The organism is Pantoea sp. MQR6, from assembly GCF_022761075.1.
GTDB classification, from domain to species: Bacteria; Pseudomonadota; Gammaproteobacteria; order Enterobacterales; family Enterobacteriaceae; genus Pantoea; species Pantoea phytostimulans.
Genome location: NZ_JAKYXB010000002.1, coordinates 372,767 through 392,762, shown reverse-complemented (window position 1 = coordinate 392,762; position 19,996 = coordinate 372,767). Strand labels below are relative to the sequence as shown.

The following is a 19,996-nucleotide window of genomic DNA, read 5'->3' as shown; positions in this document are numbered from 1 at the left end:
TTTAAAACGTTATGCGCCAACTCCGTGCGATAGCAGGTTCAGGGATGCTGCTGTTGCTGCTTCTTGCGCTCAGTTTAATGCTGGGAGCAAAATCTATTGCTTTACATGATGTCACGCACGCGCTGTTTTCAAGCTGCACCAGCGCCGACTGCGTAATAGTACGTGATGCGCGCTTGCCGCGAACCCTGGCGGGCTTATTAGCGGGAATTGCGCTGGGCATTGCTGGCGCTTTGATGCAGAGCCTGACGCGTAATCCGCTCGCCGATCCCGGTATTCTGGGGGTCAACGCTGGCGCGGGCTTTGCCGTGGTGATTGGCATAGCGCTGTTTGGCGCAGATTCACCGCTGGACTGGCTCGGCTTTGCTTTTGCCGGTGCGCTGATCGCCTCTTTGCTGGTGGCCTTAACGGGCGCGCTCGGCGGCGGCCGCGTGAACCCGGTTCGCCTGACGCTGGCGGGCGTGGCGCTCGGCGCAGTGCTTGAAGGCTTGACCTCCGGCTTATCGCTGCTGAATCCTGAAATCTACGATCATCTGCGCTTTTGGCACAGCGGCTCGCTCGATATCCGCAACTTCTCTGTCCTGAAAACCACCTTTCCTGCGGTTGTGATTGGCTGTGCCGTGGCGCTGCTTCTGGCACGATCCTTAAATAGCCTGAGCATGGGCGGTGATATGGCGACCGCGCTGGGCACGCGCGTGGCACGCACGCAACTGTTTGGACTGCTGGCAATTGCGCTGCTCAGCGGGGCAGCAACCGCTGCCGTTGGGCCGATTGCGTTCGTTGGATTGATGACGCCTCATTTAGCGCGCTGGCTGGTGGGCAACGATCACCGCTGGCTGCTGCCGGCTACTTTATTGATGACGCCTTGCCTGCTGCTCGCTGCCGATATTCTGGGCCGCATAGCGGTACCGGGTGAACTGCGTGTTTCGATTGTTACCGCGATTCTTGGCGCACCCATGTTGATTGTGTTAGTACGACGCAAACTGGGAAGAGGGCAAATATGAGTCGGATGATGATCAACAGCATTGTCCTGCTGGTCGCGTGCCTGTTGCTGGCCTTTTTAGGCGTAACGCGCGGGACCTTACCGATTTCCGCTGAGCAGCTGTGGCAAGTGATTAATGGCGACGCAGCACGCAATATCCAGTTAATCGTGATCGAATGGCGCATGCCACGCGTGTTGATGGCGCTGTTGATTGGCGCGGCACTAGGCGTCAGCGGCGCGATTTTCCAGTCTCTTCTGCGCAATCCGCTAGGCAGTCCCGATATTCTCGGCTTTAACACTGGCGCTTACAGCGGCGTATTGGTGGCGCTGGTGCTGTTTCAACAGAACATCGAAGGCATGACGTTGGCCGCGCTGCTGGGTGGCTTGCTCACTGCTGGCGTGGTGTATCTGTTTGCCTGGCGAAACGGTGTTGATACCTTTCGGTTAATCATTGTCGGAATCAGCGTGCGCGCCCTATTAATGGCGCTGAACAGCTGGCTGATCATCAGCGCTTCGCTGGAAGCCGCACTCAGCGCCGGTTTATGGAGCGCCGGATCGCTCAACGGCATTACCTGGGCCAAAACGACGCCTGTTATCCTCGTATTGCTGTTGGCAATGGTAGCAACCGCCTTATTAGCACGGCGCATGCGCCTGCTGGAAATGGGTGACGATACCGCTTGTGCGCTGGGCGTGCCGGTCGAACGCAGCCGCATCTGGCTGATGTTGATCGGCGTAGTGCTAACGGCCGCGTCTACTGCATTGGTGGGACCTATCTCGTTTATCGCCCTGTTGGCACCGCAAATTGCCCGCCGTTTGTCGGGCGGCGTGAAAGGCGCTTTGCCGCTGGCGGCATTGTGTGGCGCGCTATTGCTGACGGCAGCAGATTACGCCGCACAGCACTTTTTCTTGCCTTACCAGTTGCCGGTTGGCGTGATTACCGTCAGCCTTGGCGGACTTTATCTGATTGCCTTACTGATACGGGAGGCGCGACGCCAATGACAGGCACATCCAGGTTACAAGGTGATGCACTCACGCTGGGCTACGATAAGAAAATCGTGGCCGAAAATCTCTCGGTAGCCATTCCTGATGGCGAATTAACAGTGATTATAGGCCCCAACGCCTGCGGTAAATCCACGCTGTTACGTACTTTAAGTCGTTTGACTGCGCCGCTGAAAGGGCAGGTCATGCTGGATGGCGAAGCCATTGCGCGTTATGCCACTAAAGAGGTCGCGCGACGGTTGGGCTTGTTGCCGCAAAGCTCTAATGCACCCGCCGGGATCAGCGTCAATGAGCTGGTGGCGCGCGGGCGTTATCCACATCAAGCCTTATTTGGTCGCTGGCGTGACGAAGATGAAGCAGCGGTGCAGCAAGCGATGCTGGCAACCGGTGTCGCAGATTTGGCTAATCAGCAGGTTGATACACTTTCTGGCGGTCAGCGGCAGCGCGTGTGGATTGCGATGGTGCTGGCCCAGCAAACGCCGCTGCTGCTGCTGGATGAGCCGACAACCTGGTTGGATATCACCCATCAGATTGAATTATTAGAGTTAATGCAGGATTTGAATCAGCAGCATGGCCGCACGCTGGTGGTGGTACTGCACGATCTTAATCAGGCGTGCCGTTACGCCACCCATCTGATTGCGATGCGCCATGGGCGCATTATCGCGGAAGGCAAACCCAGCGAAATCATTACACCTGCGTTGATTGAATCGATTTATGGACTGCGCTGCATGATTGTTGATGATCCGGTCGCGCATACGCCAATGATTGTACCGCTGGGTCGGTCACGCACATAAACAGATTTCAACGGACAGTGTGCGTGTTGGTCACTGACGTATTCAGGCCAAAAAAAACCAGAAGCAATGACCCAGAGAAAAAAACAAAAACACCATGCCAGAAACAACACAGGGCGGTGATGCCGCCCTGTGTTTTTAGTACGTCATTGTCAGAGCGCCGCCAGTAACTGCTGCAAGCGCGGCCCAATCTGCTCAAACATGCGTGGCGAGATGATATCAACGTGCGCACAATCCATCGGCCAGATCTCCAGCTCCGCAACATACGGCGACCAGGCACGAGTGGCATCTTGTCCCGGCTGCTGCGTTTGTTCTGCGAGGAACAGCGTGGCGCGACCGTTGAAACGGATGCTGCGTGCCGTCGCCAGCAAACGTACTGAACTGGCGTAGTTGGCTTCGATAGTGTTAAACATCGCTTCCATCCCTTCGCCTGCCTGCTGACGCTGCGCAGCGATAAACTGTTCACGCTCGCGGTTTACTTCCTCCAGCACCGCCGGATCCAGGACATTTTCACCGCGCTTCTCATCCCAGTTCTGCGTTTCGGGTGGCCAGGTATCGAGCAGACCAAGAAACGCCACTTTTTCGCCAAGCGCTTCGAGACGCGCAGCAATGCCTTGCGCCAGCGTGCCACCTAGCGAATAACCGATAAAATAGTAAGGGCCGTGCGGTTGCTGCTGACGAAGCGTGGCCAGATGTGCATCGCAGACCGCATCAAGATGCTGAGCCTGATTCAAGGGACTATCGATATCCGGCGATTGAATGCCCATCAACGACCAGCGCGCATCCAGATAGCGTTGCAGCACGCTGAACTGCCAGGCAAAACCGGAAGCGGGATGGAAGCAGAACAGCGTTGGGCCATCGCCTTTACGTAACGGTAATACGGCTTCAAATCCGGCGCGACCCGCATCTTCCTCACTGCTTAACAGCGCAGCGAGTTTTTCTACCGTTGAAGCCACCATCACTTGCCCAACCGAAACCGGCAGGTTCAGGCTACGGCGCAGTTGCGCTGCAAGGCGCATCGCCAGCAGTGAATGGCCGCCCAGAGCAAAAAAGTCATCTTGTGCGCTGATATTGTCACGCTCAAGCAAGGCGGAGAATGCAGCGGCCAACGTGGTTTCCAGGCCGGGATGCGGCGCACGACCTGCGGCTGCAGCCTGGCTTTGCGGCATTGGCAGCGCTTTGCGATCGAGCTTGCCGTTGCTACTCAGCGGGAAAGCGTCAAGTTGAACCATTGCCACCGGCACCATGTGCGCGGGCAGATGAGCGGCGAGGGCGGCGCGCATCGCCTCGCTGTCAATCGGGTGATCCGCAACGACATATCCCACCAACTGTCGCGCATCGCCTTGCTGAATGGCATTGCCCAGCACCACGGCATGTGTCACCGCTTGCTCCACGCCGGGTAATGCCGCCATCGCATGATCAATCTCATTCAGTTCAATACGTTGACCACGAATCTTTAGCTGATCGTCGCTGCGGCCCAGATATTCCACCGCGCCGTTTTCCAGCCAGCGTGCTACGTCGCCGGTGCGATACATCCGCGTGCCGTTGCCATAAGGATCGGCGACAAAACGGCTGGCAGTAAGATCAGGGCGATCAAGATAACCGTGCGCCAACTGCACGCCAGTCAGGTAAAGATCACCGGCTACGCCTGGCGGCACCGGCTGCAAGCGCGCATCGAGAATGCGTAAGCCGGTGTTCCACACCGGGAAGCCAATCGGCACGCTGGCACCCTGGACTGCCGCCAGTTCTGCGCCAAAAGCAGGATAGTAACTGACATCAACGGCGGCTTCGGTTGGACCGTATAAGTTATGCAGCTCAACCTGAGTAAGCGCTTGCCATTGGCGCGACAGCTCCGCAGGCAGCGCCTCGCCACTGCAAAAAACACGCCGCAGGCTGGCACATTGCGCTACCGCTTTATCATCCTGCAGCGAAGCGACAAAGGCCGCTAACATTGAAGGAACGAAGTGCGTGGTGGTAACGCGGTGGCGTGCGAACAGGTGTTGTAGCGCTTCGGGATCGCGATGCGCATCGGGTGGGGCCATCACTAATTGCGCGCCCACCAGCAGCGGCCAGAAAAACTCCCACACGGAAACATCAAAGCTGCTCGGGGTTTTTTGTAACACCACGTCGTCAGCGGTCAGCGGATAGTGATCCTGCATCCATAGCAGGCGGTTGACGATCGCTTCATGCCCGACCAAAACCCCTTTCGGACGACCGGTAGAACCGGAGGTATAGATGATGTAAGCGCCATCTTGCGGATGCGGCAAGAGAGAGGTGATTTCAGCAACCGGAGCCAAAAGTGCATCGTAGAACATCGGTTCCACGGGAGAAATCGCGGCCAGGCGCTGGGCCAGATCGCGGCTGGTTAGCAGCGTTTTCGGTGCGGCATCTTCTAACATCATCTGCAAACGATCGTCTGGATAGCCGGTATCCAGCGGCAAATACGCGGCGCCAACGCTAACAATTGCCTGTAGCGCCAGTGATAGAAACACAGAGCGCGGCAACGCCACGGCGACGATGTCACCGCGCTGAACGCCTTTAGCGATCAGTTCACTGGCCAGCGCCTGAACCTGTTGCTGCATCTCCTGATAATTTAGGTTGTGCAGGTTATCGGCCAGCGCGGGTGCATGCGGCGTACGCTGTGCCTGCTTGATCAGCAGGCTGCTTAAGGTTTCAGCGGGCAGCGTCACAGTAGTTTGATTGATCTCTGCCAACTGAAGATGTTCATCGGGTGTGAGCAGATTCAGTTCACCGCAGGCGCGATCTGGCTGCGTAGCGAGTTGGTTCAACAGTAAAGTGAAGCGATTGAGGTGCTGTTTCAGCGTGTTTTCACTGTAGCGTTCAGCATTTGCCAACAGTTCAAGGGTTAAGTCACCTTTTTCGCTGATGTAAATGGCGATCTCAAGATCGCGAACCGGGCCAGAAGCGAGCTGATGCGTGACGCCTTCAATGCCAGCGAAATCCAGCTGGTAATCGAACATTTTGAGATTGATCACCGGGCCATAAAGCGGATCGGTATCGCCAAGGCGACCCAGATCGCGCTGCACCTGCTCAGCATCAAAGCGTTGGTGACGGCGCATCTTTTTTACTTCTTTCGCGAGCTGCGTCGCCAGTGTGATCAAAGGTTGTGTAGGATCGTAATGCACTGCCATCGGCAGCACATTGATCACCGGGCCGGTGGCGCACAGCGCGGCCGATCCGATACGGCGCATAAAAATAAAGCCAGCGGCAAAATCATTTTGTCCGCTCAGGCGTGCCAGCCAGAGCGCGACCAGCGCAAAAGCGGTATCCGCGGCGTTGAGATTATGTTGCTGCGTATGTGACAACAACGTCTGGAAAGAAGGGCGATCCAGCGCCAGTTCCAGACGCAGCAGATCGGTGCTGGCACTTTGCCCTGCCAGCGGCTGTGCGGCCAGCGAGGCGGGTGGCGGAAGCTGAGCCCCTTTTTCCCGCCAGAATTCACGGTCGCGCTGCCAGGTCGCCGATTGCTGGTAACGCTGATACTCCTCAACCACGTCACTGAATGGCACAAACGGCGTGGGTTCCGGCGCTTCGTTACGTTGCCCAGCGGTATAAAGATTGGCGATACGACGCGTCAAAGCGGTAAAGCTAAAACCATCAACTACCAGATGATGATAGCGCTGATACCAATACCAATGCTGATCGCCAAGACGCATCAGGCTGTGATGCCACAAGGGTGCACCGCTTAACACCCGCAAATCGCCAGACATATCCTGATGCATCAAGGCGCGAGCCGCTGCTGCGGGATCGGTTTCGTGACGTAAATCGATGACATTGGGTTCACTAAAGGTCTGCGGAGAAGACCACTGCTGTGGCTCGCCATCTTGCTCGCCAAACGCCATATTCAGCGTATCCGCTTCTTTCATGCCAGCGACAATGGCCTTGGCCAGCATGGCACTGTTTAGCTCGCCGCGCAGCTCAACAAAGTGTGCGACCGCGTAAGCGTTGTGGTGTTTCGACAGCTGATCGGCAATCCAGATGCCAGGCTGCGCAGCGACCAGCGGCAGAGTGATATGTTCAGTAGGATTTCGGCTCATCAAGGTTTCAGACATCGTCGCTCCGGTTTGGGTTTTCGGTAACCGGACGGATGTCGTGCCAGTTTTCGTTTAACCAATGCAGGCAGGCTGCTTGCGGTTGCGGGCCGAATACGGTTTGCCATCCTGCGGGAATCGCATTGAAGGCGGGCCATAAACTGTATTGTTGCTGCGCATTTTTTAGCACATGACAATCCTGCTGGGGATCGTCAAATGGGTTGAGATGTTGCATGTCTGTCTCCTGCTCATAAAAGGCGAGCGAGATAAGCGGATTACCGGTGTTGCCACATTGCTTTCAGTCCATTCAGCAGGCCACCGCGCCAACACAGCGCATCGTGACCGCCTTCGACCGGGTGATAGTCGACCTGATGTCCACATTGAGTCAGGTCACTTTGAAGTTGTTGGTTTGCTGCCAATATCAGGCGCTCGCGCTTGCCCGCTTCCAGGTAAAAACGGCGCGGTGGCGCAGCCAATAAACCTTGCTGCAATTGCTGTGGCAGCCAGCCGTTGGCCTTACCGCGTTCTGGCCACCAAAAGGAACCCGATAAGCTGACGGCGGCACCAAAGGTTTCTGGCCAGCTCAACGTGGCGTAAACCGATGAGAGGCCGCCGAAGCTTTGTCCGACAATAACCGTGTCAGCCGCTTCATGAGAACAGGCGGCCCATTGCTGTATTTGGGGCAGCAGCTCCTCTTGAATCGCCAGCCAAAAGTCGGCGTTACAAGGGAGTTCCTGGGTGCGGTGCTCGCGATCAATGATATCAATCATCACATAGACCGCAGCAGGCAACTCGCCCGCATCGGTAAGCTGCTGTAACGGCCCCGCAACAGGCATGGTATGTGCCCAAAACTGGCCATCTAAAAGCAGCGCCAACGGACGGTGTTCAACAGACGTATCGCCTGTGGTGTATAGCCAAATTGAGCGTTCATTGCCCAGCCGTTCACTGCGCCAGATGTGATGCTGCAACGGCAGTATGGGCGCAAGGCCTTCATCAACGGCGCGCCAGACATCCTGATTCGGTGAGTGCGGCAGATGCAGCGGAGAAACGCCCATGCCGCGTCCACCTGACCAACCGCGCAAAGGATTGAGCGAATCGATTTGTGCCGTAGGGAATTTATCGCGCCACCAGTTGCGTAGCGTATGCATGTCGGGCTGCCCCTGAAAGGCATCAGCCTGATCATCGGGCATCAGGCAATAGCTGCCGCGCCAGGTTGCAGGCAAGGTGGTTTGCCAGAACCAGACATCGGTCTCAGGAATGCGCGCTAAAGAGGGGGGAGCAGCTTGCTGATGGTGATCGGTCACGCCGGTAATATTGATCCAGACCCGCTGAGTTGATGACTGTGATTCATTACCTTGCGGGTCGCGCCAAAAAAACGTGACGTTGCAATCACCGGTTTCACTGGCCTCAACGAAGGGAATACCACGTTGTTGTTGTTCTTGCCACCAGCCTTCACTTCCGGTCATTTCATTTAACCACGTCATATACACCATCAGCCGATCACTGCACGTTGTTACTTTCATGAATGTTATGAATAATACTATTGATAATTATTTGCATTTGCAATAGGGTGTTTCCGCTCTACGGGGAGCGCGCGCGTTCCGTCTACCGCATCTGCTCTAATGAAGAGACGATGTTCTCCAAAGGACGGCCCGGTTAGATCTGGAATGCGTTGCAGGCAAGGTAAATACCTTTCACCGGCGCGCCAGCAGTTGCAATGCTGTTGGCAATCCAGGAAATAAAAAATGAAGAAATTATCACGGCTTTCATTAGCCATTTTGCTTGAAATCGGTTTGGCCGCATCTTTTGTTCCCGCAGCGCTTGCCGCGGAAACCACCTCTGAATCAAACACATCCAGCGACGATAACGCATCCACTGACGGTAGTAATGGCACGCTGGTGGTCAATGCAGCAGAACAGACGCTGCAAGCCCCAGGTGTTTCGACTATTACCGCTGACGAAATCAAAAAACGCCCGCCGGCACGTGATGTCTCTGAGATCATCCGTACCATGCCTGGCGTTAACCTCACCGGGAACTCTACCAGCGGCCAGCGCGGCAACAACCGCCAGATAGATATTCGCGGTATGGGCCCGGAAAATACCTTGATTTTGGTTGATGGCATGCCGGTTTCCAGCCGCAACTCGGTACGCCTTGGCTGGCGTGGCGAACGTGATACGCGCGGCGATACCAGCTGGGTTCCCCCTGAGATGATCGATCACATCGAAGTGATTCGCGGTCCGGCTGCGGCACGTTACGGCAACGGTGCGGCGGGCGGCGTGGTGAATATCATCACCAAGAAAGAGAGCAGTGCGTGGCACGGCTCCTGGAATACCTACTTCAATGCGCCAGAGCATAAAGAAGAAGGCTCGACCAAACGCACCAACTTCAGTTTGATGGGACCGTTAGGCGATGACTTTAGCTTTCGTCTTTATGGCGGACTCGCGAAAACTCAGGCTGATGCCCAGTTTATTAACGAAGGCCATCAGTCGCTTCGCACCGGCTCTTATGCAGATACCGTGCCTGCAGGGCGTGAAGGCGTAGAAAATAAAGATATCAATGCGTTGCTGCGCTGGGCTTTCGCTCCCATGCAGGCGCTTGAATTTGAAGCGGGCTATAGCCGTCAGGGCAACCTGTATGCAGGCGATACGCAAAACACCAATACCAGTGCCTTGGTGCAGAGCAAATACGGTGAAGAAACCAACCGGTTATATCGCCAGAACTTTGCGGTGACCTGGACCGGCGCGTGGGATAACGGCATCAGCACCCGTAGCTATGCGCGGTATGAAAATACCCGCAACTCGCGCATGGACGAAGGTTTGGCGGGCGGAACAGAGGGCATTTTCTCTGATGACGGCTTCTCAACCATTCAGTTAGATGACGTGATGCTGCACAGTGAGATCAGTGTGCCGTTTGAGCTGTTGGTTAATCAAACGGCGACCTTCGGTACCGAGTGGAACCAGCAGCGCATGAAAGATGGTTCCTCTAACAGCCAGGCGCTTTCGGGTGGCAATATTGACGGTTTATCTACCGGCACGCGCAGTCCTTATTCGCAGGCTGAAATCTTTTCACTGTTTGCCGAAGATAATATCGAAGTGACAGACAGCACGATGCTGACGCCAGCATTGCGCTTTGATCATCACTCGATTGTGGGTGACAACTGGAGCCCATCGCTGAATCTGTCGCAAGGTTTGGGTGATGACTTCACGCTGAAGTTAGGGATTGCGCGTGCGTATAAAGCGCCAAGCCTGTATCAGACCAACCCGAATTATGTGCTTTATAGCCGTGGCCAAGGCTGTGCGGCCAGCGCGGGTGCCTGTTATCTGATGGGGAATGATGACCTTAGTGCCGAAACCAGCATCAATAAAGAAGTTGGGCTGGAGTGGAAACATGACGGTTATCAAGCGGGCGTGACTTGGTTCCGCAATGACTATCGCAACAAAATCGAAGCGGGTTATTTGCCGACCGGAACGTCCACTTCCGGCACCACGGATGTCTATAAGTGGGAAAACGTACCGAAAGCGGTCGTTGAAGGTTTAGAGGGCACGCTGAATATTCCTTTCTCCGACACGGTGGCGTGGAACAACAATCTGACTTATATGCTGCAGAGTAAAAACAAGGAAACAGGCGATCGCTTGTCGATCATTCCTGAATACACCTTGAACTCTTCCCTAAGCTGGCAGGCCACACAGGATCTGTCGCTGGAAACAACCCTAACGTGGTACGGCTCGCAAACGCCGAAGAAATATAACTACAAAGGGGAAGCGGTGACCGGCAGTGAGAAGGATCAGGTTAGTCCTTATTCAATCGTTGGTATGAGCGGCACCTACGACATCAATAAGTACGCCAGCGTGACGCTGGGTATTGAGAACCTGTTCGATAAACGTCATTTCCGCGAAGGGAATGCGCAGACAACCGGTAACGAAACAACCGGCGCGTATATGTATGGCGCAGGCGCGAATACTTATAACGAGTCAGGTCGTACGTACTACGTGAGTGTTAATACTCACTTCTAATAAGCCGCAATAAAAAACGCAGCGGGTAGCAAGCCCGCTGCGTTGATCGTATTACTTCACTCAGTTGTTCTTATTGATATCGCTATATAACCTGCTCTCGAAACGCACCAGCGGAATTCGGCGTTGGCGTTGATCCTCTGGCGGCACAGCATAACCAGAAAGGAACTGCACGAAAGCCACACGCGTACCGCTTGAGGTCGTTATAAAGCCTGCCAGGTTATACACGCCTTGCAGTGAACCGGTTTTCGCTGAAACTTTGCCATCCAGTCCCGCTTCATGTAATCCGCCGCGATATTGCAATGTGCCATCGTAGCCCGCTAACGGCAGCATAGAGATGTAATCCAACGTATTGTCGTTCTTGGCGATGTATTGCAGCACCTGCATCATGGTTTCTGGCGAAATCAAATCGTGGCGTGATAAGCCCGATCCGTCGACCTGAATGCTGTTGCCCAGATCAATATTGGCTTTCTGTTTCAGAATGCGGCGTATCGCATCTGAACCCGCACGGAAAGTGCCCGGCACGTTGAAATAGTGATGGCCGATGGTACGGAAAACGGTATCGGCAATCATGTTGTCAGACTTTTTCAACATCATGCGCAACAGCGTATGCAGCGGCGCGGATTGCGTCGAGGCTAATACGGTGCCTGGCGACGTGGCTTGCGCTTGACGAACCAGATGGCCGCTGTAATCGATATCCGCTGCACGCAGTTCCGATTTTAAGATTTCGCCAGCCCAGGCTGCACCATCCTGTACTGCAAACGCCAGGGGCAGGGGTTCTGCGCGCTGTCGCATACAACCGGTTAAGGTATAGCGGTTCAATTCACCCGGCACCACATCCAGTTCACAATATTGACCTTCACCGCTGTTGCGGCCAAGGGTGCGAACTTGACTAAACATGTGTGCAGGATAATAAGAAGCGATGCGTACAAAGGCGTTCTCGCCTGGCGTATTGGCGCTATAAAGTGAAACTGAGAAACAGTTTTTATCCACTATTGCCGCCGCAGGAGGCGCACTAAAGCACTGTGTGAGATCGTTCCACGGCCAGCCGGGCGCCATGTCATGGCTGGCAAACACCGAAGTATCAATCACCAGATTGCCTTTGATATGCGTCACGCCCTGCTTTTTTAACGCAGCGACCATATTGCGCAGATCCTGACGGCTCAGCGTAGGATCGCCCGCAAAACGTGCCACTAAATCGCCGTTCAGCGTGCCATCAACAATGGCACCTTTGGTTTCAAACGTGGTTTGAAAACGGTAGTCGCCGCCTAATTCCAGCAAGGCCGCCAGCGCAGTGATCACTTTCATGGTACTCGCGGGCAACGCCATTTGCTTGCCGTGGTAATCGATGATCGGAGTTGATGCGCCGATTTTCTGCACCATCAACGCCAAATTAGCGCCGTCGGGCAAATATTGCATATATTCATCAACGGGGGCTGCTTGTGCCTGCAGCATAAATGCACAGGTTAATCCGGTAACAAGTCGTGAAAATCGCATAATCTCGCGGTAACTGGCATGTGAGGACGTCAATACTACGTCCCTGGACGGTGCAAAGTAAACGATGACCCGCAGGGAACTCTGGGGTAAAATACGTATCAAATTGCAAAACCTTTTCTGGCCTGGAAACTTATCTGGGTCAGGATTCTTTTGTTTTCAAAACGGCACAACGTGTCGCAGAACGCTTTTTTCTGCAGTCACCGGTCAGGATGACACCGTTAAACAGGAAAGATGACGAGGAGCTTAAATGAATCAGATTCCGATGACGTTAAGAGGCGCTGAAAGATTGCGCGAAGAGCTGAACGAGCTGAAAACCGTGAAGCGCCCGCGCATCATCGCCTCGATTGCTGATGCTCGCGAGCATGGCGATTTGAAAGAAAATGCTGAATATCACGCTGCGCGTGAAGAGCAGGGCTTTTGTGAAGGCCGCATTCAGGAGATCGAAGCAAAACTCTCCAATGCACAGGTGATCGACATCACCCAAATGCCTAAAACCGGTCGCGTGATTTTTGGTTCAACGGTTAGCGTGCTGAACCTTGATACCGATGAAGAGTCAACCTATCGCATTGTGGGCGATGACGAAGCGGATTTTAAACAAAATCTGATTTCGGTGAACTCGCCAATGGCACGCGGGCTGGTGGGTAAAGAGGCCGATGATGTTGCTATCATCAAAACGCCTGGCGGCGATGTGGAATATGAAATCCTGAAGGTGGAATACCTTTAAGATGTTGCTACGCTTTGAAAAGCACAGAAGCACAATGTAAAGAAAGGAAAAAGGCCGCACTGCGGCCTTTTATCCTATGTGAGAGCATGGCACTTTCACTGCCCGATTATCGTGGCAGAGAAATTTTGCTCTCTTTAGCAGGGCGATACAGCACCAGCGTTTTGCCGATCACCTGAACGTTGTTGGCGCGTGTTTCACGCACGATTGCTTCAACGATCAGCAGTTTGGTTTCACGATCTTCCGAGGCAATTTTCACCTTGATCAATTCGTGATGTCCTAATGCGTATTCGATTTCGGCCAGCACGCCTTCGGTAAGGCCATTTCCACCGATCATCACGACCGGCTTGAGCGGATGGGCAAGACCTTTCAGGTGCTGTTTTTGTTTGGTACTTAGATTCATCGTATTTTTTACTTACTCAGGGATTGAAAACGGTTCATTCTACCGCCATCTCGGGTATATCGCCAAATCGACGCAACCCATTGCGTGCAGGTTTATCGCTACGATGACGATTTAGTTGGAAAAATTATGACGGGTAAAAAGCGTTCAGCCAGTTCTAGCCGCTGGCTCCAGGAACACTTTAGCGATAAATATGTGCTTCAGGCACAGAAAAAAGGGTTGCGCTCGCGCGCCTGGTTTAAACTTGAGGAAATACAGCAGGGTGACAAGCTTTTCAAACCCGGTATGACCGTGGTAGATCTGGGTGCAGCACCCGGTGGCTGGTCGCAATACGTTGTACAGCAGATAGGTGCAAAAGGTCGGGTCATCGCTTGTGATATTCTGCCGATGGATCCGATTGTCGGTGTCGATTTCCTTCAAGGTGATTTTCGTGAAGAATCGGTGATCAAAGCGCTGCTTGAACGCGTTGGTGATCAGAAAGTCCAGGTTGTCATGTCCGATATGGCACCTAACATGAGTGGTACACCTGCCGTAGATATTCCCCGGTCGATGTATTTAGTGGAACTGGCGCTGGAAATGAGTCGGGATATCCTGGCACCCGGCGGCAGCTTTGTAGTGAAAGTGTTTCAGGGAGATGGCTTCGATGAATACCTACGGGAAATTCGCTCCCTTTTTACGAAAGTGAAAATTCGGAAGCCAGACGCTTCGCGTTCACGTTCGCGTGAAGTGTACATTGTGGCGACTGGGCGCAAACTATAACCAAATTGCTGGAGAAGTAGGCTAGATCGCTGCGATTCCATGTATGAAGGATATATAGTACCCTACGCTATCTGTTAACACCGTTGTAATATGAGGTTAATCCCTTGAGTGACATGGCGAAAAACCTGATTCTCTGGTTAGTCATCGCGGTCGTGCTGATGTCTGTATTCCAGAGCTTTGGGCCCAGCGAGTCGAATGGCCGAAGGGTTGATTATTCAACCTTCCTGTCGGAAGTGAACCAGGATCAGGTCCGCGAGGCACGTATTAACGGGCGTGAAATTAACGTAGTTAAAAAAGACAGCAATAAATACACCACTTACATTCCTGTCAATGACCCCAAGTTGCTCGATAACCTCTTGACCAAAAACGTCAAAGTGGTTGGCGAACCGCCGGAAGAACCGAGCCTGTTGGCTTCAATCTTCATTTCGTGGTTCCCGATGCTGCTACTGATTGGCGTGTGGATCTTCTTTATGCGGCAGATGCAGGGCGGCGGTGGCAAAGGCGCGATGTCCTTTGGCAAAAGCAAAGCCCGCATGTTGACAGAAGATCAGATCAAAACCACGTTCTCTGACGTCGCTGGTTGTGATGAAGCGAAGGAAGAAGTTGCTGAACTGGTGGAATACCTGCGCGAACCAAGCCGCTTCCAAAAACTGGGTGGTAAAATTCCGAAAGGCGTTTTGATGGTTGGCCCGCCAGGTACAGGTAAAACGTTGTTGGCAAAAGCGATTGCCGGTGAAGCTAAAGTACCTTTCTTTACTATCTCAGGTTCTGACTTCGTAGAAATGTTCGTAGGTGTGGGTGCATCTCGTGTGCGCGACATGTTTGAGCAAGCGAAGAAAGCTGCACCTTGCATCATCTTTATCGATGAGATCGATGCTGTAGGTCGTCAACGTGGTGCCGGTTTAGGCGGCGGTCACGATGAGCGTGAGCAGACGCTTAACCAGATGTTGGTTGAGATGGATGGTTTCGAAGGTAATGAAGGCATTATCGTTATCGCAGCAACTAACCGTCCTGATGTGCTTGACCCAGCGCTGCTGCGTCCGGGTCGCTTTGACCGTCAGGTTGTGGTTGGTTTGCCAGACGTACGTGGACGTGAGCAGATTCTGAAAGTACATATGCGTCGCGTTCCATTAGCGACCGATATTGATGCTGCAATCATTGCTCGTGGTACGCCAGGCTTCTCCGGTGCGGATCTTGCTAACCTTGTGAACGAAGCTGCGCTGTTTGCTGCTCGCTCTAACAAACGTGTTGTGTCGATGGTTGAGTTCGAAAAAGCGAAAGACAAAATCATGATGGGTGCGGAACGTCGCTCTATGGTGATGACGGAATCGCAGAAAGAATCAACCGCATATCACGAAGCAGGCCATGCAATTATTGGTCGTCTGGTTCCAGAACACGATCCGGTTCACAAAGTAACAATTATTCCACGTGGCCGCGCGTTGGGTGTGACCTTCTTCTTACCGGAAGGCGATGCAATCAGCGCCAGCCGTCAGAAACTGGAAAGTCAGATCTCTACGCTATACGGCGGTCGTTTGGCTGAAGAGATTATCTACGGTGCTGAACGTGTTTCTACCGGTGCGTCGAATGACATCAAAGTCGCGACAAATCTGGCACGCAACATGGTTACACAGTGGGGCTTCTCGGAGAAACTCGGTCCATTGCTGTATGCGGAAGAAGAGGGTGAAGTGTTCCTTGGGCGTTCAGTTGCCAAAGCGAAACACATGTCTGATGAAACCGCGCGCATCATTGATCAGGAAGTTAAGCACCTGATTGACAGCAACTACCAACGTGCTCGCCGCATTCTGGGTGAAAACATGGACATCCTTCATGCAATGAAAGACGCGCTGATGAAGTATGAAACCATTGATGCACCACAGATCGACGACCTGATGGCACGCCGCGAAGTGCGTCCACCAGCGGGCTGGGAAGATCCAGGCAGCAGCAATTCTGACAGCAACGGTACGCCAAAGGCGCCACGTCCGGTTGATGAACCGCGTACGCCAAATCCTGGCAATACTATGTCAGAGCAGCTCGACAAATAAGCTGTAACGTCGTCAAATAAAACCCCGGCTGGTCCGGGGTTTTTTATATCCTGAAATTGTTACTCAAGGAGTTTTTCGCCATGAAGTTGTTCGCTCGTGATTCCCATCTCGATTTATCTTTTCCCCATGTGATGGGTATTTTAAATGTCACGCCGGATTCCTTTTCAGATGGCGGTAAACATAACGTCTTGGTTGATGCGCTCACGCATACCAACGAAATGGTCAATGCAGGTGCCACCATTATTGATGTTGGTGGAGAATCGACACGTCCCGGCGCAGATGAAGTCAGTGTTGAAGAAGAGCTGGAGCGTGTTATTCCGGTTGTTGAAGCGATTGCCCAGCGTTTTGAAGTTTGGATTTCAGTCGATACCTCAAAACCTGAAGTTATTCGTGAATCTGCACGTGTAGGGGCTCACATCATCAATGACATTCGTTCATTATCTGAACCGGGTGCACTTGAAGCAGCGGCTGAAACGGGACTACCTGTGTGTCTGATGCACATGCAGGGCGAGCCGCGTACTATGCAGCAGGCACCAGAATATGAAAACATTTTAAGCGAAGTAGACGCTTACTTCGTTAATCATATCGCACGCTGTGAAGCCGCAGGGATTAAAAAAGAGAATCTGATACTCGACCCAGGCTTTGGTTTCGGTAAAAATCTGAGCCACAACTATGAGCTGCTGGCTCACCTTAGCGATTATCACCATTTTGGTTTACCGCTATTGGTGGGTATGTCGCGTAAATCGATGATTGGCCAATTATTAAATGTCGGTCCTGGCCAACGTTTAACTGGCAGCCTCGCCTGTGCGGTCATTGCTGCTATGCAAGGCGCACAAATCATTCGCGTACATGACGTCAAAGAAACTGTCGAAGCGATGCGCGTAGTTGAAGCAACGCGTAGAGCAAAAGGATAATTAGGCATGAGTAATCGTAAATATTTCGGTACAGATGGCATTCGCGGCAAAGTGGGTGAAGCACCTATTACACCTGATTTTGTACTGAAATTGGGCTGGGCGGCCGGTAAAGTGCTGGCGCGACACGGCTCAAAAAAAATTATTATCGGCAAAGATACGCGTATTTCTGGTTACATGCTGGAATCAGCATTAGAAGCGGGTTTAGCCGCGGCAGGATTATCCGCAGCCTTTACAGGGCCAATGCCTACGCCCGCCATCGCTTATCTGACTCGCACTTTTCGTGCCGAAGCTGGCATTGTGATCTCCGCGTCGCATAATCCTTTTGACGATAATGGCATTAAATTTTTCTCATCTGAGGGCACTAAATTGCCTGACGAAGTAGAGGAAGCCATTGAATTAGAAATGGAAAAGCCGATTACCTGTGTCGAGTCAGCTGCATTAGGGCGCGCTAGCCGTATTGTCGATGCTGCCGGACGTTACATTGAATTTTGCAAAGGCACCTTTCCAAGCGAACTCAATCTCAACGGACTGAAAATTGTGGTGGATTGCGCGAATGGCGCGACGTATCACATTGCTCCTAACGTATTGCGCGAATTGGGTGCGACGGTTATTGCTATCGCCACCCAGCCGGATGGGATGAACATCAACAAAGAGTGCGGCGCGACCGATCTGAAAATGCTTCAGCAGCGTGTACTCGCCGAAAAAGCGGACATCGGCTTAGCCTATGACGGCGACGGCGATCGCATCATGATGGTTGATCATCTTGGCGAAAAAGTGGATGGCGACCAGATTCTCTACATCATCGCGCGTGAAGGCTTGCGTCAAGGCCAATTGCGCGGCGGTGTAGTCGGCACGCTGATGAGTAATATGGGCTTAGAGTTGGCGCTTAAGCAGTTAGGCATTCCTTTTGTTCGGGCTAAAGTCGGTGACCGCTATGTGCTGGAAAAAATGCAGGAAAAAGGCTGGCGCTTAGGAGCAGAGAACTCTGGTCATGTCATTTTGCTGGATAAAACCACGACGGGTGATGGCATCGTAGCAAGTTTGCAAGTACTCACTGCAATGGTGCGTAACCATATGAGCCTGCACGATTTGTGCAGCGGTATGAAAATGCTGCCTCAGGTATTAGTCAATGTACGCTTTACGGGTGAACACGATCCGCTGGAAAGCGAAGCAGTAAAAGCGGTAACCGTAGAAGTGGAAAAAGCCCTGGCTGGACGTGGTCGCGTATTGCTCCGTAAATCAGGAACTGAACCTCTGATTCGCGTCATGGTTGAAGGTGAAAACGAGGCACAGGTAATTGAATTAGCCAATCGTATCGCCGATCAAGTGAAGGCTGTTTAAGCTGTTTAAAGGCGGTAGGCAATAGGCCGAACCGCCTGTAAAATCACCGGGATGGCGCTTTTTTCTGCAATCAGCGTGTCTGTTGCAAATTGCACTTGCAGAGGTATGCGCCTTTGGTTAGTATTCACACCCGCTTCTGATGGGTGATGACGAGATATCCCATCAATACTGGTTGAAGCTTTAACTGTACGATTACCGTGCAAGGAACAGGTTGAATATGTACGAAGCTCTTTTAGTTGTTTTCCTTATTGTAGCTATCGCCCTCGTGGGTATGATCATGCTGCAGCAAGGCAAAGGCGCTGATATGGGAGCCTCATTCGGTGCAGGCGCATCCGGTACGTTGTTTGGTTCAAATGGGTCAGGAAACTTCATGACTCGTATGACTGGCATCTTAGCGGCATTGTTCTTCATCATCAGCTTGGTTCTGGGTAATTTGAACAGCAATAAAACTTCGAAAGGAAGCGAGTGGGAAAATCTTTCTGCGCCAGCGCAGTCTCAGCAGACTGAACAGCCAGCGCAACCGGCAACGCCGGGTAACGATATTCCTAAGTAAATTCGTCAACGCTTGCGACGCAACTGATTCACGTTGCGGTCTGAAAAGTGCCGAGGTGGTGGAATTGGTAGACACGCTACCTTGAGGTGGTAGTGCCCGATTGGGCTTACGGGTTCAAGTCCCGTCCTCGGTACCAAATCTTAGTATTACTTGCATTTAATGCATGTTCGGCGTAATATTCGCCACGTTTTCGGACGCGGGGTGGAGCAGCCTGGTAGCTCGTCGGGCTCATAACCCGAAGGTCGTCGGTTCAAATCCGGCCCCCGCAACCACTTTCCCTTAGAGTTCTTTTTCAAATATACTGTATGCATCCACGGGCGCATTCGCAGCGAATTTTAAAAAAATTCTTTTGGATTGGGTCCGAGCCGCTTCGCGGCATACAGGGTCCAGTGATAAAAAGCCCCGAATTTTCGGGGTTTTTTGTTATTAGCGAATCGTAATACTGGGCTTTAGGCCCTTTTTTTATGTCTTGGGGGTGGGCTTGTCCACATTAGAGCAAAAATTGACAGATTTGATATCGGCTCCGGTAGAAGCACTGGGCTACGAACTGGTGGGAATTGAATTCGTTCGGAGTCGCACATCAATCCTGCGCATCTATATTGATAGTGAAGATGGCATCAATGTCGATGATTGCGCGGATGTCAGCCACCAGGTGAGCGCAGTAATGGATGTTGAAGATCCCATTACCGTGCCTTACAACCTTGAGGTGTCCTCACCGGGACTCGATCGTCCGCTGTTTACCGCTGAACATTATGAGCGCTATGCAGGTGATGAAGTGACTCTGGTGCTGCGTATGGCCGTTCAAAACCGCCGTAAATGGCAGGGAATCATCAAGTCTGTAGAAGGCGAGATGATCACGGTAAACGTTGAGGGTAAAGATGAAGTGTTCGCGCTGAGTAATATTCAGAAAGCGAACCTGGTCCCCCACTTTTAAAAGT

16 protein-coding genes and 2 tRNA genes are annotated in these 19,996 nt (G+C 52.8%); 13 read left to right on the top strand and 5 right to left on the bottom strand.

From position 1 onward, the window contains the following. Window positions 1–11 precede the first annotated feature (11 nt). The 3 genes from fepD to MUG06_RS11875 are packed head-to-tail and all read left to right on the top strand — an operon-like array spanning window position 12 to window position 2,772. Entirely contained in the window at window positions 12–1,001 is a 990-nt protein-coding gene (fepD, locus tag MUG06_RS11885) for a Fe(3+)-siderophore ABC transporter permease (protein WP_243078722.1), read from the top strand. Next, on the top strand, window positions 998–1,978 hold the full coding sequence (gene fepG / locus MUG06_RS11880) for an iron-enterobactin ABC transporter permease (RefSeq protein WP_243078721.1): 981 nt from the start codon (window positions 998–1,000) through the stop codon (window positions 1,976–1,978). Before fepD ends, fepG begins: the two co-directional genes overlap by 4 nt. Then, the gene (locus MUG06_RS11875; protein WP_215847800.1) at window positions 1,975–2,772 is read left to right on the top strand and encodes an ATP-binding cassette domain-containing protein; all 798 of its coding nucleotides are present in this window, start codon (window positions 1,975–1,977) and stop codon (window positions 2,770–2,772) included. The genes fepG and MUG06_RS11875 overlap by 4 nt, the downstream gene beginning before the upstream one ends. 149 nt (window positions 2,773–2,921) lie before the next feature. Here MUG06_RS11875 and MUG06_RS11870 read toward each other — a convergent pair whose 3' ends face one another. From MUG06_RS11870 to fes, 3 genes are read right to left on the bottom strand one after another with little or no spacing between them, the layout of a single operon-like run. Further along, window positions 2,922–6,842, bottom strand: coding sequence for an enterobactin synthase subunit F (locus tag MUG06_RS11870; protein ID WP_243078720.1), 3,921 nt, complete (start codon window positions 6,840–6,842; stop codon window positions 2,922–2,924). Then, entirely contained in the window at window positions 6,835–7,056 is a 222-nt protein-coding gene (locus tag MUG06_RS11865; RefSeq protein ID WP_215847799.1) for an MbtH family protein, read from the bottom strand. The genes MUG06_RS11870 and MUG06_RS11865 overlap by 8 nt, the downstream gene beginning before the upstream one ends. A 40-nt stretch (window positions 7,057–7,096) precedes the next feature. Continuing rightward, a complete protein-coding gene (gene fes / locus MUG06_RS11860) occupies window positions 7,097–8,314 on the bottom strand; it encodes an enterochelin esterase (RefSeq protein ID WP_243078824.1) in 1,218 nt (405 codons plus the stop codon). A gap of 252 nt (window positions 8,315–8,566) precedes the next feature. Between fes and MUG06_RS11855 the strand changes: the two genes are divergently transcribed. Continuing rightward, window positions 8,567–10,834: a TonB-dependent siderophore receptor gene (locus tag MUG06_RS11855; RefSeq protein ID WP_243078719.1), complete on the top strand. Its 2,268-nt coding sequence runs from the start codon at window positions 8,567–8,569 to the stop codon at window positions 10,832–10,834. A gap of 60 nt (window positions 10,835–10,894) precedes the next feature. Here the strand turns inward: MUG06_RS11855 and dacB are convergent, their stop codons facing one another. Then, entirely contained in the window at window positions 10,895–12,328 is a 1,434-nt protein-coding gene (gene dacB / locus MUG06_RS11850; protein WP_243078823.1) for a serine-type D-Ala-D-Ala carboxypeptidase, read from the bottom strand. Between the two features lie 247 nt (window positions 12,329–12,575). Here dacB and greA point away from each other — a divergent pair, with 247 nt between their 5' ends. Next, a complete protein-coding gene (greA, locus tag MUG06_RS11845; RefSeq protein WP_215847797.1) occupies window positions 12,576–13,052 on the top strand; it encodes a transcription elongation factor GreA in 477 nt (158 codons plus the stop codon). Window positions 13,053–13,158: 106 nt separating this feature from the next. On the opposite strand, the gene yhbY is transcribed toward greA, so the two are convergent. Then, window positions 13,159–13,452, bottom strand: coding sequence for a ribosome assembly RNA-binding protein YhbY (yhbY, locus tag MUG06_RS11840; protein WP_215847796.1), 294 nt, complete (start codon window positions 13,450–13,452; stop codon window positions 13,159–13,161). Between the two features lie 126 nt (window positions 13,453–13,578). Between yhbY and rlmE the strand changes: the two genes are divergently transcribed. From rlmE to rimP, 8 genes are all read left to right on the top strand, one after another. Next, on the top strand, window positions 13,579–14,208 hold the full coding sequence (rlmE, locus tag MUG06_RS11835; RefSeq protein WP_243078718.1) for a 23S rRNA (uridine(2552)-2'-O)-methyltransferase RlmE: 630 nt from the start codon (window positions 13,579–13,581) through the stop codon (window positions 14,206–14,208). A gap of 113 nt (window positions 14,209–14,321) precedes the next feature. Further along, on the top strand, window positions 14,322–16,250 hold the full coding sequence (ftsH, locus tag MUG06_RS11830; RefSeq protein ID WP_215847795.1) for an ATP-dependent zinc metalloprotease FtsH: 1,929 nt from the start codon (window positions 14,322–14,324) through the stop codon (window positions 16,248–16,250). A gap of 80 nt (window positions 16,251–16,330) precedes the next feature. Next, a complete protein-coding gene (gene folP, locus MUG06_RS11825; RefSeq protein ID WP_243078717.1) occupies window positions 16,331–17,164 on the top strand; it encodes a dihydropteroate synthase in 834 nt (277 codons plus the stop codon). 6 nt (window positions 17,165–17,170) lie between these two features. Continuing rightward, a complete protein-coding gene (gene glmM, locus MUG06_RS11820) occupies window positions 17,171–18,505 on the top strand; it encodes a phosphoglucosamine mutase (protein ID WP_243078716.1) in 1,335 nt (444 codons plus the stop codon). Between the two features lie 217 nt (window positions 18,506–18,722). Then, window positions 18,723–19,058, top strand: coding sequence for a preprotein translocase subunit SecG (gene secG, locus MUG06_RS11815; RefSeq protein WP_215848349.1), 336 nt, complete (start codon window positions 18,723–18,725; stop codon window positions 19,056–19,058). A 49-nt stretch (window positions 19,059–19,107) separates the two neighbouring features. Continuing rightward, window positions 19,108–19,194 (top strand) — tRNA-Leu (locus tag MUG06_RS11810). Between the two features lie 59 nt (window positions 19,195–19,253). After that, window positions 19,254–19,330, top strand: a tRNA-Met gene (locus tag MUG06_RS11805). Between the two features lie 209 nt (window positions 19,331–19,539). Then, window positions 19,540–19,992, top strand: a complete 453-nt coding sequence (gene rimP / locus MUG06_RS11800) for a ribosome maturation factor RimP (RefSeq protein ID WP_243078715.1) — start codon at window positions 19,540–19,542, stop codon at window positions 19,990–19,992. Window positions 19,993–19,996: the final 4 nt, after the last annotated feature.